Annotated in this window: 11 protein-coding genes; 7 read left to right on the forward strand and 4 right to left on the reverse strand. The window is 39.4% G+C overall.

The window, feature by feature from the left end:
• The first annotated feature begins 22 nt into the window (after positions 1 to 22).
• From DCS32_RS06775 to DCS32_RS06795, 5 genes are all read left to right on the forward strand, one after another.
• On the forward strand, positions 23 to 1,405 hold the full coding sequence (locus DCS32_RS06775; protein WP_108877573.1) for an MATE family efflux transporter: 1,383 nt from the start codon (positions 23 to 25) through the stop codon (positions 1,403 to 1,405).
• Between the two features lie 554 nt (positions 1,406 to 1,959).
• Positions 1,960 to 5,067, forward strand: coding sequence for a VPS10 domain-containing protein (locus tag DCS32_RS06780; RefSeq protein WP_108877574.1), 3,108 nt, complete (start codon positions 1,960 to 1,962; stop codon positions 5,065 to 5,067).
• Positions 5,068 to 5,148: 81 nt separating this feature from the next.
• Positions 5,149 to 5,700, forward strand: a complete 552-nt coding sequence (locus DCS32_RS06785) for a CopD family protein (protein ID WP_108879255.1) — start codon at positions 5,149 to 5,151, stop codon at positions 5,698 to 5,700.
• Entirely contained in the window at positions 5,700 to 7,148 is a 1,449-nt protein-coding gene (locus tag DCS32_RS06790) for a sensor histidine kinase (protein ID WP_108877575.1), read from the forward strand. The genes DCS32_RS06785 and DCS32_RS06790 overlap by 1 nt, the downstream gene beginning before the upstream one ends.
• A gap of 63 nt (positions 7,149 to 7,211) precedes the next feature.
• A complete protein-coding gene (locus DCS32_RS06795; protein ID WP_108877576.1) occupies positions 7,212 to 7,982 on the forward strand; it encodes an enoyl-CoA hydratase/isomerase family protein in 771 nt (256 codons plus the stop codon).
• A gap of 72 nt (positions 7,983 to 8,054) precedes the next feature.
• On the opposite strand, the gene DCS32_RS06800 is transcribed toward DCS32_RS06795, so the two are convergent.
• Entirely contained in the window at positions 8,055 to 9,467 is a 1,413-nt protein-coding gene (locus DCS32_RS06800; RefSeq protein WP_108877577.1) for a Gfo/Idh/MocA family protein, read from the reverse strand.
• 178 nt (positions 9,468 to 9,645) lie between these two features.
• On the opposite strand from DCS32_RS06800, the gene DCS32_RS06805 reads away from it, so the two are divergent.
• Positions 9,646 to 11,682 carry an alpha/beta hydrolase family protein gene (locus DCS32_RS06805; protein ID WP_108877578.1) on the forward strand — a complete coding sequence of 679 codons (2,037 nt, stop codon included), beginning with the start codon at positions 9,646 to 9,648 and terminating at the stop codon, positions 11,680 to 11,682.
• Positions 11,683 to 11,768: 86 nt separating this feature from the next.
• Here DCS32_RS06805 and DCS32_RS06810 read toward each other — a convergent pair whose 3' ends face one another.
• The 3 genes from DCS32_RS06810 to DCS32_RS06820 all read right to left on the reverse strand — a co-directional run bounded on the left by DCS32_RS06810 (position 11,769) and on the right by DCS32_RS06820 (position 13,487).
• Positions 11,769 to 12,425 (reverse strand): HD domain-containing protein, encoded by a 657-nt coding sequence (locus tag DCS32_RS06810; protein ID WP_108877579.1) that lies wholly within the window; start codon positions 12,423 to 12,425, stop codon positions 11,769 to 11,771.
• Between the two features lie 20 nt (positions 12,426 to 12,445).
• Positions 12,446 to 12,922: a hypothetical protein gene (locus tag DCS32_RS06815; protein WP_108877580.1), complete on the reverse strand. Its 477-nt coding sequence runs from the start codon at positions 12,920 to 12,922 to the stop codon at positions 12,446 to 12,448.
• Between the two features lie 151 nt (positions 12,923 to 13,073).
• Positions 13,074 to 13,487 carry a BrxA/BrxB family bacilliredoxin gene (locus DCS32_RS06820; RefSeq protein WP_108877581.1) on the reverse strand — a complete coding sequence of 138 codons (414 nt, stop codon included), beginning with the start codon at positions 13,485 to 13,487 and terminating at the stop codon, positions 13,074 to 13,076.
• A 199-nt stretch (positions 13,488 to 13,686) separates the two neighbouring features.
• Between DCS32_RS06820 and DCS32_RS06825 the strand changes: the two genes are divergently transcribed.
• Complete coding sequence (locus DCS32_RS06825) at positions 13,687 to 14,454, forward strand: TerB family tellurite resistance protein (protein ID WP_013750523.1); 768 nt, start codon at positions 13,687 to 13,689, stop codon at positions 14,452 to 14,454.
• Positions 14,455 to 14,490: the final 36 nt, after the last annotated feature.

Here is a 14,490-nt window from a genome sequence, read left to right on the forward strand (position 1 = left end):
AGTATTAAAACTCAAGATTAACTTGGCAAATAAAAATTCTACAGCATTAGGCACAGAGCCCATTTCAAAACTATTGGTTAAGCAAGCTGTTCCTGCATCTATAGGAATACTTGTAATGTCGCTTAATATGATTGTAGATACCATCTTTGTAGGGAGATGGATAGGCCCTCTGGCAATTTCCGCAATTACAGTAGTCATACCCGTTACCTTTTTTATAGCAGCCATAGGGCTAGCTGTAGGCATTGGAGGAAGTTCTGTACTGTCAAGAGCACTAGGATCTGGTGATGATGATAAGGCGCTACGTGTTTTTGGTAATCAGATCACACTTACCTTTCTAGTATCTGGGCTCCTAGCAGTCTTAGGGCTTGTATTTCAAGATTCGCTCATTGAATTTTTTGGAGCAGATGACACATTTAAAGATATGGCGCTCACCTATTATCGCATTGTACTTTATGGTATTGTGATGCTCGCAATGTGTATGATGGGTAACAATGTGATACGAGCAGAGGGTAAACCCAAATTTGCCATGTATGCCATGATTCTTCCCGCCATAGGTAATATAGGGATGGATTACGTACTCATAAATGTACTAGGTTATGGCATGGAAGGTGCCGCCTGGGCAACTTTCATTAGTTATGCTATATGCTTTGCATTTATCGTTTGGTTTTTCATTTTCAAGAGCGAATTAAGAATCGTAGCCGAATGTCTCAAACTTAAAAAGAAAGTTGTCTCAGAAATCTCAGGGCTTAGCGCAGTAACCCTTGCACGCCAGGGAGTGATATCTGTGCTTACTATTTTACTTAATAATGTCCTTATCAATTATGGAGACGCCCTAGATGTCGCAAGTTATGGGATTATAAGCAGGATGTTAATGTTTGCCCTGTTTCCCGTGATAGGAGTTACACAAGGTTTTATGCCTATTGCTAGTTATAATTATGGCGCAGACCAATATGACAGAGTGCGAGAAACCATAAAAACATCTATCATTTACGCAGGAGGATTAGCGCTCGCCATTTTTATCATTATTATGGTGGTTCCAGATTTCTTTGTCTCGTGGTTTATAAGTGATAGCCATGCAGATGCTCAGGCCATTGCAGATAACAATATACTTATGGATCGCACACCAGATGCCTTAAGATGGGTTTTTGCTGCCACTCCGGTAATTGTGATTCAATTAATAGGTGCTGTCTATTTTCAAGCGATTGGTAAGGCTGTTCCTGCGCTATTGCTCAGTCTTACAAAACAAGGTTTTTTCTTAATTCCGCTTGTGTTGATATTACCTAATTACTTAGGAGTATTTGGTGTTTGGATTGCATTTCCTATCGCAGATGTACTATCCACAGTGGTTACAGGCTATTTTTTAAGGCGTGATGTGACTAAAAATCTTACAGTAGCAAAGGAGTAGAAGTACTACGCTTTCGCGAAAAATCGAAGCGGGCTAAGAAGCCTATTTTTGTCATTTCGAGCTTGCCGAGAAATCTCATAATCGTAAGCAGTTGCTGGTGAGAATTATTTATTAAAATCTTTCTGAGCATGATGTGTGATCTCTCCTTCGTCGAGATGACGATTGCTTGTCATTTTGAACTTGTCGAGAAACCACACAACCGTGAGCAGTTGTTAATGGGGACTAATTTTTAGAATCTTTTCTGCCCATGACGTGTAATCTCTCCTTCGTCGAGATGACATTCGCTTGTCATTTCGAGCTTGACGAGAAATCACATAATTGTGAGCGGTTACTGTTGAATGTTTATAGATTTTGTCAGCTTGAAGTGTGATTTCTTCTTTCGTCGAGATGACGATTGCTTGCTTTACTATTTCCTTTATTGAGATGATAATAATGACGTTAATTCTATAGAGATTATAAGGTGTTTGTTTTCGCAAAAGCGTTAAAAATTCATCCTTGCTTCTTACTTCATAGAGAATTGTGTAATTTTCTTAGCTAAAACCAACACAATCCAAATGAAGACAAAATTATGCTACCTATTACTGGCGGTGTGCTCAGTATTATCTTTTGATACGTTTGCACAAACACCAGACCCCTCTACTTACGAAGCTTTAGAATATAGACTCATTGGCCCTTTCCGAGGTGGTCGAAGTGCTGCCGTTACTGGAGTACCGGGACAACCAGATCTATTTTATATGGGAAGTACTGGTGGTGGTGTGTGGCGCACTACAGATGGTGGTAAAGAATGGGAAAATATCTCAGATGGCTATTTTGGAGGAAGTATAGGAGCTGTTGAGGTTTCAAAAAGTGACCCAAACGTTATCTACGTAGGTGGTGGAGAGAAAACTCTCAGAGGAAACGTATCTTCTGGATACGGAATCTGGAAGTCTGAAGATGCAGGAAAAACATGGATACAGTCGGGTCTTAAGGAAAGCCGTCACGTGCCTAGAATACGTGTGCACCCTACAAATTCTGATATTGTATATGCTGGTGTTTTAGGTAATATCTATAGGCCTACGCAAGAGCGCGGTGTTTATAAAAGTACAGATGGAGGGAAGACTTGGAAAAGAACATTATTTTCAAATGCAGATAGTGGAGTTGTAGATTTAATTATAGACCCAAACAACCCACGTGTCTTATATGCAACAACTTGGAATGCCCGCAGAACACCTTATAGCTTGAGTTCTGGGGGAGATGGATCTGCTGTGTGGAAAAGTACAGACAGCGGTGAGACGTGGAAAGAGATTTCTACAAACGATGGTTTTGCCGAAGGTATACTAGGGATTATGGGAATCACAGTTTCTCCAGCAAACAGTAACCGCCTGTATGCAATGGTAGAAAACCAAGAAGAGGGTGGTTTATACACATCTACAGATGCAGGAACAACTTGGAAAAAAATAAACGATGAGCGTAAATTGCGCCAGCGTGCTTGGTATTACACGCGTCTATATGCAGATACTAAGGATGAAAATACAGTGTATGTATTAAACGTGCGTTACCATAAATCTACAGATGGAGGTAAAACTTTTAGTACGCATAACGCACCGCACGGAGATCACCACGATTTATGGATTGCTCCAGAAGATCCTAACCGCATGATTATAGGTGATGATGGTGGCGCGCAAGTGTCTTATGATGGTGGACGCTCTTGGAGTACGTATATGAATCAGCCTACGGCTCAGTTTTACCGTGTGACTACGGATAATGCTTTTCCGTACAGAATTTATGTAGCACAACAAGATAATAGTACGATACGTATCCCACACAGAACAGAAGGTGGATCTATTGGAGAGACAGACTGGGAGAGTACAGCAGGAGGAGAGTCGGCACATATTGCGGTAGATCCAGAAAATAATGAGATTGTGTATGGAGGTAGTTACGACGGATTTCTTACGCGTGTAAACCATGAGAAAAACACGGTGCGTAGCGTATCTGTATGGCCAGACAATCCCATGGGTCATGGTGTGGAGGATATGAAATACCGCTTCCAGTGGAATTTCCCTATCATTTTCTCAAAGCATAATCCTAACAGGTTGTACACATTCTCACAAAGCGTGCACGTAAGTGAAAATGAAGGTCAAAGTTGGGAAGTGATAAGTGGTGATCTTACGACTAACGATCCAGAAAAAATGAAATCTTCTGGAGGGCCTATCACACAAGATAATACCTCTGTAGAGTACTACTGTACCATATTTGCAGCAGCAGAGTCTCCTATGAAGGAAGGACTGTTATATGTAGGTAGTGACGATGGTCTCGTACACGTAACTCGTAATGGAGGGCAATCTTGGGAAAACATAACGCCTAAAGGGATGCCAAAAAATATGATGATAAACAGCGTAGAGCCATCTGCCTTTGAAGAAGGAACAGCTTACGTGGCCGGAACACGCTACAAACTAGGTGATTTTGCTCCTTATTTATATAAAACTACAGACTACGGAAAGTCGTGGAAAAAGATTACAAACGGTATTCCAGCAGAGCATTTTACACGTGTAGTGCGTGAAGATCCTAAGCAAAAGGGGTTATTATACGCAGGTACAGAAACAGGAATGTACATCAGTTTTGACGATGGTAAAAACTGGAAATCGTTCCAACTCAATCTGCCTATCGTTCCTATTACAGACCTTACGATTAAGGATGATAACCTCATTGTAGCAACACAAGGACGTAGCCTTTGGATTATAGATGACCTTGGGATGTTGCATCAGTCCGCTTTCGCGAAAGCGGGAACAAACAAATTATTTAAGCCAAAACCAACCTACAGAATGGGCGGAAACGGCGGAAAATCAAGCCTTACAGCTGGAACTAACCATCCAGGTGGTGTGATGACATATTTCAACTTGAAAGAGTTTGACACTAAGAAAGATACCGTAACGCTATCTTATATGACGATGGCGGGCGATACGCTCAAGTCATATAGCACAGGAGCTAAGAAAAAAGGTGAAAAGCTAAAAGCTAAGAAAGGTGGAAATATGTTTGCATGGAATACGAGAACAGACGGCGCAGAAAAGCTTGATAAAATGATACTATGGTGGGCAAGTCTCGATGGGCCTAAAGCAGTTCCTGGGAATTATAAGGTGTCACTTAATGTAAATGGAGAGGTGCAAACAGAAACTTTTGAAGTAGTTGCAAATCCAAATGCAGAAGCTACAGTGGCAGATATGCAAAAGCAACATGACTTTATTTCTGATGTAAATAAATCTGTAGACAGAGCACACCAAAGCATCAAAAAGATTAAGAAAATTAATAATCAACTCAAGTCGTTTACTACGCAATACGAAGACGATGAACGCACTGCAGATTTGCGTGAGAAAGCAAAAACAATGCAGGAAGAGTTTGGTAAGATTGAGAAAGAATTATATCAAACAAAGAACCGCTCAGGACAAGATCCACTTAACTTTCCTATTAAATTAACAAACAAACTAGGGCATTTAAACAGTCTTGTGGGTATGGGAGATTTTGGACCTACAGATCAAGATATTGCTGTAAAAAATGAACTTACAGCAGCAATTAATACACAACTCGAAGCCTTTGATACCATGCTAGATGCAGAGGTAACTAAGTTTAATGACGAGTTTAATAGCTTGAAGTTAAATTATCTTTTTGTGGAGGATGCAAGGGAGTAAATAAAGAAATTTTATTATTGGAAAGGCGCAGAAGAAATTCTGCGCCTTTATTGTTTTAACTTGCTTCGTATCTTTACCATTATGGCAGAATATTACCTTTATTTCAAATCCCTACACATCATATTTGTAGTCACCTGGTTTGCGGGACTTTTTTACATGCCGCGTCTGTTTGTATATCAAATAGAAGCTAGTGAAAAACTATCGCCAGATAAAGAAATACTTGGCAAGCAACTTGGCTTAATGGCACACCGCCTTTGGAAGATAATTACAGGACCTTCTATGGTGCTTACTGTAATTTTTGGGAGCTTGATGTTTTATATAAATCCAGGGCTTTTTAGCGCTCCGTGGATGCATATTAAACTCGCATTTATAGTACTCCTATTTTTATATCATTGGAAAAGTTGGCGCATACATAAAAGCCTACAAGAAGGAATATTTAAATATTCTTCACGCCAAATGAGGTTATGGAATGAGGGCGCAACACTTATCTTATTTGCAGTGGTTTTTCTAGCAGTCACAAAAAGTACTACAAACTGGATTTTTGGAATGCTAGGCCTCGTAGGTTTGGCAGTATTGTTGATGTTAGGCATAAAACTGTATAAGAAAATACAAGACAAAAACCCAAATGCTTAATGCTCACTTTTAATCGTACCTCACTAGGAACAAAGATCTTTACCTCCATGCTCACGCTGGTATTGATTGCTTTTTTAATGATAGCAGGAGTTACTTATTTTCAATACAAAGAGCAAATAAGAGATTATAATGAGGAGCGATTAGAGCGCAAGGAGTCTTCTATAAGAAAGACCATAGATTTCGTCTTAGATAATACTAGCTACGAACTCAAAACCGAAAAAATCCCATATATTTTTAAAGAAAAAATATATGAAATTGCGAGTATCCAAGGAGAGAATATCACCATGTATGATCTAGAAGGAGAACCTTTAATATCATCTACAGATCAATTGTTTGATAGTCCGCAGCAAAAGAAATTGTGCCTTGAGACACTACAAAACTTAGAAGAATCTGAAGAAAAGAGATATGTAAATCAGCTAGATGGAGAAGTATCACAGCAGCTTTCATACTCATATATAAACGACCCAAAATATAAGCCCCTTGCCATATTAGAAATAGAGTATGAAGATAGTGAGGCATTTATCAATAAGGAGCTTCGTGAGATTTTATGGCGCCTTGTTATAGTAAATATATTGATGGTTATTACGGCTATTCTACTAGCTTATTTTCTGGCTAGATATATCACTATAACTTTAAAAACGGTAGAAGATAATATCAAAGCGACTCAACTAGATAAACGAAATGAGAAGATAGATACTACTGCTCTGCCATCTGAGCTTACTACACTAGTAAATGCTTACAATCGTATGATTGACGAGCTAGAAGGCAGTGCTGTAAAACTTGCCCAGAATGAGCGAGAGGCCGCTTGGAGAGAGATGGCAAAGCAAGTGGCACATGAGATTAAAAATCCGCTCACTCCTATGCGACTTACGGTGCAGAGTTTTGAGCGCCGCTTTGATCCAGAAGATCCAGAAGTACACGATAAAATAAAGGAATATAGCAAGACTCTTATTCAGCAGATTGATACCATGAGTAGTATCGCGAGTGCTTTTTCAAACTTTGCAGATATGCCTGCACAGCAAAGCGAAATTCTCAATGTGCCTAATATTGTAAAGCTTTCTGTAGATATATTTAATGAACGTTACATCTATTTTTCTAGTGAAAAGGAAGAGCTATATACAAATTTTGACCGCACGCAACTGATTCGCGTGGTTACAAATCTGGTTAAAAATGCAGTACAAGCAACTAAGACTACAGCGCATCCTAATATTATTGTAGCTGTACAAGAACTAGAAACAGAGGCTGAGATTACTGTAACAGATAATGGAATAGGAATTTCGGCAGAGAATGAAGTAAAAATATTTGAGCCTAAATTCACAACCAAATCTAGCGGAATGGGGCTAGGGCTAGCGATGGTAAAAAATATTATGGAGACCTATAATGGAAGTATTACCTTTACTTCTCAAGAAGGAAAAGGAACTGTGTTTAAGGTTGTTTTTCCAAAATAAGAAGTTTTAAATCATGGCTATTACGGCTATATAAGAACCAATATTAAAAACAAACATAGTACTATGTACAATAATATTCTTTCAACTACAGAAAACGGTATTACTACAATCACAATCAATCGTCCGTCTAAGCTCAATGCTTTAAACAAAGAGACCATTGAAGAACTTCATAACGCTTTCGCGAAAGCGGAAGAAGATGCAACCGTACGCGTTGCAATCATAACCGGTTCTGGCGAAAAAGCTTTTGTAGCTGGTGCAGATATCTCCGAGTTTGCAAATTTCTCAGAATCTGAAGGAGCAGAACTTGCTCGTAAAGGACAAGAAATTCTATTTGATTATGTAGCAGATATGGGAACTCCAGTTATCGCGGCTATTAACGGTTTTGCTCTAGGCGGCGGACTAGAACTTGCGATGGCGGCACATTTTAGAATTGCCAGTGATAATGCTCGTATGGGATTACCAGAAGTAGGCCTAGGAGTAATCCCTGGATATGGTGGTACACAACGTTTACCACAACTAGTAGGTAAAGGACGTGCTATGGAGATGATTATGACTGCAGGAATGATAGATGCAAACACAGCATTAGAGTACGGTCTTATCAATCATATCGTAGCACAAGAAGAATTGTTACCACTCGCAGAGAAGCTAGGAGGTAAAATCATGCGCAACTCACCTATGGCAATTGCAGCGGCAATTAATGCAGTAAATGCAGGTTATGAAGACGGTGTAGATGGTTATGATACAGAAATTGAAGAATTTGGTGGTTGTTTTGGAACCGACCAGTTTATAGAAGGAACAACGGCATTTCTCGAGAAAAGAAAGGCTGAGTTTTAATAGCTGAATGGACTTATAAAAAAATCCGAAATCGTATGATTGCGGATTTTTTTGTGTTTTTAAATGAAATAATTATAACTCCCATCCCTCGCGGTAGTAACGCTTCACCCAAGCATTTGCCTCCTCATAATTAGTTACACGCATATTATCTCCGTCCCACTTAATCGTACGACGTCCAGGATAATTATACGGATCCCAGTCTCCTGATTTTTTGCCTTCTTTCAATTCTTTGTATTGGAAAGCTTTAATTGCAAGATTGCCCATAAGGACAGCCTCCGTAAGCTGTCCTCCATAAGAAAATGGTGATGATGTAGTACCACCATTAATACACGCCTCAACCCACTCTCCAGCATGACCAGTGGTCACTCTTTTGAGTGTTTGCGGCACTGCGGCCATATCTTTCATACGTTCGCTAGGTAGTAGTCTCGGGTTTGCACTATAGGTATCTGTAACCATAATCCCATCACTACCGTAAAAAATGCTACCACCACCGCCATCACCTGGCTTCTCTCCTTCTCCTAGTTCGCTAGGTAAATCTGGCATAATTCCACCATCATACCAGTTTAATCCCACGTCACCCTGAGTAGGTGAGTCAAACTTTAATCTTACAATAGAACTTGGTGGGCAAGCCTCGCGGTAATCTGCCTCCACAAAATCACCAGACCAGATACTCGTACAACTAGCTTCGGCTTCATAAGGGAAGCCTAGATTTAAGGCTTTGAATGGCGTTTCCATAATGTGACAACCCATATCTCCCATGGCTCCTGTACCAAAATCCCAAAAACCTCTCCACTTAAATGGCAGGTAATTCTCATTATAAGCACGGTATGAAGCAGGCCCTAACCACAAATCCCAATCTAGATTTTTTGGTACTGGGTGCCCTTCTGTTATGTGTTTAAATCCTTGCGGCCACACCGGTCGATTAGTCCAGCAATCTACACGAGAAACTGTACCTATAACTCCGGAGTTAATCCACTCCTGGGCTACTCTAATTCCATCACCAGAAGCTCCTTGGTTTCCCATTTGGGTTACAATTCCTTGCTGTCTAGCCACTGTCGCCATTAAGCGAGCTTCGTAAATATTATGTGTAAGAGGCTTCTCTACATATGCATGTTTATTCTCACGCATAAAAGGCAATGCGATGGTAGCATGCGTATGATCTGGTGTTCCCACCATTATCGCATCTATTTCCTTTATATGATTATCGTATAACTCTCTAAAGTCTCTATACATTCTGGTTTTGGGGTGCATGGCATAGCTCGCGGCACCCATCTTATCATCTACGTCGCACATCGCCACAAACTTCACTTTACCATAGTTTGTAAGATCATTCACCACGCCACCTCCGCGACCACCCACTCCTATTGCTCCTATATACAAAGTATCAGAAGGAGGCACGTGATTTCCGCCTAGCACAAAGCTAGGAACGATAGTAAAAGCTGCACTAGCTGCAGCACTTTTTTGAAGAAAGGAACGACGTTTCATAGGGGTTGCTTGTTTTTGTTTCTTAAAGATATTAAAATCAGCTCAATCTAAAGTTCAAGGAAATAGATTACGCTTTCGCGAAAGCCTAATAGAGTTGCTAAAAAAAAGCCAATAAAAAAAAGCGGTCAGCGCCACACTTGAAGAAAATAAGATTTCTATAACAAGTGCAAAACTAAAAATGAGGTATCTTGGGACTATTACAAATGATAACATCTCAGGAACCTACACACAGCTAGGTACTGACTATCCATTACAATTAATGAAAATAGAAAAAACACTCCCAGGAAATACAACATTACCATCATCAAATGAGTCGCTTGCAAAGCTCATTGCGCAAGAAGATGGGAATTTTAAATATAAAGTAGAAGATTACTTCCAGACGCCAGAAGCCTATGCGTTTAAACTTTCACCAGATGGAAAGTACCTGTCGTACATGAAGCGTAGAGAAGATGGAAAAAGAGATTTATTTCTTAAAAATACGACTACTCAAACTGAAGTCAAGCTTGTAGAACAGCAGGAAGATTTAATACGTAGCTACTTCTGGGCAAGTGAAGATCGTATTGTGTACTCACAAGATAAAGGAGGTAATGAAAACTACCATCTCTTTGGAGTAAATCTAGACGGTAGTGGTAATGAAGAGTTAACACCTTTTGATGAGGTACGCGTAGCTGTACTAGCCGTTCTTAAAGAAGATAAAGATCACGTTATCGTGCAGATGAACAAGGACAATCCTGCGCAGGAGGAGCCTTACAAGCTAAACATTAACACGGGTGCTATCGAGAAGCTGTACACCGTACATGAGGGTGATGCACCGGTAGCAGGATATGATTTTGATAAGTATGGAAATCTACGTGCAATCTCAAGAATCATCAATGGGGTAGACATGGAGTTGCTTTACAATATTGATGATGAGTTTGTAAAAATAATGGAAGTCCCTTTTGGAGAAACTTTTGGTATCAGTCGTTTTGATTATGCTTCAGATAATCCGGATGCGGCTTATGTGGTTTCTAATCTTGAGACAGATAAAATCGAAATTCAGCGTTATGATTTGCGAGCAAATAAAGTGCTGGCAACGATGTACAAAGATGAGACGTATGATGTGAGCGGAATTGCGCTTTCGCGAAAGCGTAACTATGAGGTTGATTATTTTTCGCACAATGGTGAGAAGGCGGTAATCGTACCTGTAAGTGACACCTACAAAAAGGTGCAAAAACGTTTGCAGAGAGATTTTGGAGATAAAGATTTTTATGTAGTAGGACGCACAGATGACGAGCGTAAAATGATGGTGGTGGTAACGAGCGATCGCATTATAGGCGAGTATCACCTTTATGATGTTGAAGAGGATACGGTAACGTTACTGTATAAAATTCTTCCTCAACTTGAGGAGCAAGATATGGCTGCAATGACTCCTATCACTTTTAAGAGTCGTGATGGGATTACTTTACACGGGTATCTTACCATGCCTAATGGTGTGAAAGAAGATCAAAAAGTGCCTATGATTGTAAATCCGCATGGAGGTCCTCAAGGAATACGTGATAGCTGGGGTTTTAACCCAGAAGCACAATTATTTGCTAGCCGAGGCTATGCTACACTAGCCGTAAACTTTAGAATTTCTGGTGGATATGGTAAAGAGTTTTACACCTCTGGTTTTGGACAAATAGGTCGCAAAGCGATGGATGATGTAGAAGATGGTGTTGATTATGCAGTTTCTCTCGGACAGATTGACAAAGATAAGGTTGCTATTTATGGTGCAAGTCACGGTGGATATGCCGTACTACGTGGAATGACCAAAACACCAGAAAAATATGCTTGTGGTGTAGATTATGTAGGTGTGAGTAACTTGCATACTTTTATGGAAACTATCCCGGCATACTGGGAGAAGTATCGTGATATGTTACATACCATCTGGTACAATCCTAACAAGCCAGAGGAGAAGAAAATCATGGATGAGATTTCTCCAGCCTTACATGTAGATAAGATTGTAAAGCCATTATTTGTGGTGCAAGGAGCAAATGATCCTCGAGTAAATATAGACGAGGCAGACCAAATTGTAGCGCAGTTGAGAACTCGCGGCGTTGAGGTGCCATATATGGTGAAGTATGATGAGGGTCACGGTTTTGGCAAAGAAGAAAACACGTTGGAGTTGTACAAAGCTATGATGGGCTTTTTTGCAGAGCACTTAAAACAAGAAGAAGTTGTTGCTCTTAAAAAGTAGATTACAAGTTACGCTTTCGCGAAAATTTGAATAAAAAAGCCCTGAATGTCATTTGACATTCAGGGCTTTTAATGTGGTATAATCTGCTATTTTAAACCTTCCCATTCGGCATAAAATTGGGCTAGGAAGCCTTCCATATATTGGTGGCGTTTCTCTGCCATTTTTTTACCAGTTTTGGTGTTCATTCTATCTTTTAATAGTAACAGCTTTTCATAAAAGTGATTGATGGTAGGAGCAGTACTTTTTTTATACTCCTCTACTGTCATATCTAGCTGAGGTGCTATTGCTGGATCATAGAGTTTTCTATTTTTAAATCCTCCGTAGTTAAAGGTGCGTGCAATCCCTATGGCTCCCAGAGCGTCTAGTCTATCTGCATCTTGCACGACATCAAGCTCTGGGGATGTAAATGCTTGCGTCTTATTTCCTCCTTTAAAAGAGATATTTTTTATAATCTGAACGACATGCTCAATTACCGTACTATCACAGTTTTGACTTAACAGAAACTCTGTTGCCATTTTTGGAGCAATGGTTTCATCACCATTAAAAAATTTTGAATCTGCAATGTCATGTAATAATGCCCCAAGAGCGACGACAAGAGGATCTACCTTTTCTCCTTGAGCTATCTTAACGGCGCTTTTATACACGCGTTCTATATGAAACCAGTCGTGACCACCTTCGGCGTTTGCAAGCGTAGTTTTTACAAAGGTGATGGTGTTGTCTATGAGTTCTTGGTGTTCTGTCATTCTGCAGTGTTTATTGTTTCTTAATGTTCTGTCCATTCAATATCAAGAACGTCTCGAAGTCTATTAAGACTATCTTTTAAGTTTCTATGAAAGGTTAAAGGGATTGCGATGAATCTTATAATGAGAATTTGACTAATAAAACTTACTGCCATTAACGTTGAAAATTCCTTTTCGTCTTTCATTAGAAAAGTCGTGATGCCAATTACTGGCAATAGGTAAAGAAGGCTAAGTAAAATCTTAAATGCTTTATGAATTTCAACATCAACAAAGCCACTTGTAGTATTGACTTCACCAGTCAACTTACAAAATGCACCTCGACCAATTTTTGAAGAAATAAGACGAAACTTATTACCATTAATTTCACCAATAAATGATTTTTCAGTTGATGTGGAAATTAACCAATCGGATTTCTTAGTTCTCCTTATAAGTCTATCAACAGTTTCTACTTGACTATTTACCAAGCAAAACCTCTTTCTTTTTGATGGAAGAAATTTCATTTCAACTTTTAATTATAAAAACTAAAATTCGCTAGTTTATATTAAACTGACAAGGTTATTAGTCTTTAAAATTTTCGCGAAAGCATAAAAAAACCACCCTAAAAAGAGTGGCTTATTTTTTATTGCCGTCTAGCGACTAAAAGTCTACAGACTACTTTACGTGCTCGTTAAAAGCATCCATAAGGTTTTCTGCAATCATTTCTGCAGGTCTTCCTTCAATGTGGTGACGTTCTAACATATGTACTAACTCTCCATCTTTAAAAAGCGCCATAGAAGGGCTTGATGGAGGAAATGGTACCATAAAAGAACGTGCAAGATCTGTTGCCTCACCGTCTACTCCTGCAAACACAGTAAATAAGTTATCTGGCGTTTTCCCGTTTACTGTAGCGTGTACAGCAGCTGGACGTGCGTTACGAGCAGCACAACCACAAACAGAATTTACAACCATAAGGGTTGTTCCTTCTTTTTTCATTGCAGCGTGTACGTCGTCTGTTGTATGTAATTCTGTGAAGCCATTTCTGGTAAGGTCTTCACGCATAGGTTTTACTAAATCTGGTGGATACATAATCAATATATTTTGATAACAAAGGTACAAAAAGTGTTCCTCCTTTGTATGACGGAAAATATGTCAGATTATTACAATAATTTCCTACCGCTTTTATAACAAGCTGTAAGTATGGCACAAAAGCGTAACAAACAGAATTTGCTCTCGTCTAATCTTAAGAACTCGTAGATTTGCAGTTCTAAAAGATTGAAAAGTACATATGATTAAATATATAGGAGCCGTAGTAGGTTGGTTTTTAGCACGTGGATTTTTTGGCGCTGTCATAGGCTACTTTATCGGTAGTGCGATAGACATGATGATGAGTACAAATAAGGGAGCATCTGAGGGTGGATCTCGTGGGCAACGTTTTAAAGATGTTTTTGAGCAAGCCACACAGCAGAATGTATCACCTGGCGATTTTGAACTTAACTTGCTTTCACTTGCATCTATCGTGATTAAGGCAGATGGAAAAATAAGCCAGACTGAGCTAGATTATGCTAGAGCCTACTTTGTGAGAGCGTATGGAAAGGAGCGTGCAAATGCAACCTTTAGAACTTTTAATGATGTGATTAAAAATCGTGAGATTTCGGCATCAAATATATGTACGTACCTTAATGCGAGAACGCGTTATGAGGTACGATTACAGATTTTACACTTCTTATTTGGTATCGCAGGAGCAGATGGACAAATAAGTCAGCCAGAGGTAAATGTGCTGGGCACCATTGCAGGATATTTTAGAATCAACCATCAAGATTTTGAGAGTATCAAAAACATGTTTGTTAAGAAAGCAGATAGTGCTTATAAAATACTTGAAATAGATAAATCTGCTAGTAATGATGAGGTGAAGAAAGCCTTTAGAACCATGGCCAAAAAATATCACCCAGATAAACTTATGGACATGGATGAAGCCTACCGAAAGGGTGCCGAGGAAAAGTTTAGAAACGTACAAGAAGCTTACGAGCAGATTCAAAAAGAACGTGGTATTTAACGTCTTTCTTAATATAACCTTACTGTTTCTTTAAGA

Source organism: Dokdonia sp. Dokd-P16, assembly GCF_003095655.1.
GTDB lineage: Bacteria > Bacteroidota > Bacteroidia > Flavobacteriales > Flavobacteriaceae > Dokdonia.

What these genes read in the sequence shown, in the direction of transcription:
- DCS32_RS06820 (WP_108877581.1), bottom strand. Translation starts at nt 13,487, where the DNA reads ATGTATCCACCAGATTTAGTAAAACCTATGCGTGAAGACCTTACCAGA.
- DCS32_RS06805 (WP_108877578.1), top strand. Translation starts at nt 9,646, where the DNA reads ATGAGGTATCTTGGGACTATTACAAATGATAACATCTCAGGAACCTAC.
- DCS32_RS06780 (WP_108877574.1), top strand. Translation starts at nt 1,960, where the DNA reads ATGAAGACAAAATTATGCTACCTATTACTGGCGGTGTGCTCAGTATTA.
- DCS32_RS06800 (WP_108877577.1), bottom strand. Translation starts at nt 9,467, where the DNA reads ATGAAACGTCGTTCCTTTCTTCAAAAAAGTGCTGCAGCTAGTGCAGCT.
- DCS32_RS06790 (WP_108877575.1), top strand. Translation starts at nt 5,700, where the DNA reads ATGCTCACTTTTAATCGTACCTCACTAGGAACAAAGATCTTTACCTCC.
- DCS32_RS06795 (WP_108877576.1), top strand. Translation starts at nt 7,212, where the DNA reads ATGTACAATAATATTCTTTCAACTACAGAAAACGGTATTACTACAATC.
- DCS32_RS06810 (WP_108877579.1), bottom strand. Translation starts at nt 12,425, where the DNA reads ATGACAGAACACCAAGAACTCATAGACAACACCATCACCTTTGTAAAA.
- DCS32_RS06815 (WP_108877580.1), bottom strand. Translation starts at nt 12,922, where the DNA reads ATGAAATTTCTTCCATCAAAAAGAAAGAGGTTTTGCTTGGTAAATAGT.
- DCS32_RS06785 (WP_108879255.1), top strand. Translation starts at nt 5,149, where the DNA reads ATGGCAGAATATTACCTTTATTTCAAATCCCTACACATCATATTTGTA.
- DCS32_RS06825 (WP_013750523.1), top strand. Translation starts at nt 13,687, where the DNA reads ATGATTAAATATATAGGAGCCGTAGTAGGTTGGTTTTTAGCACGTGGA.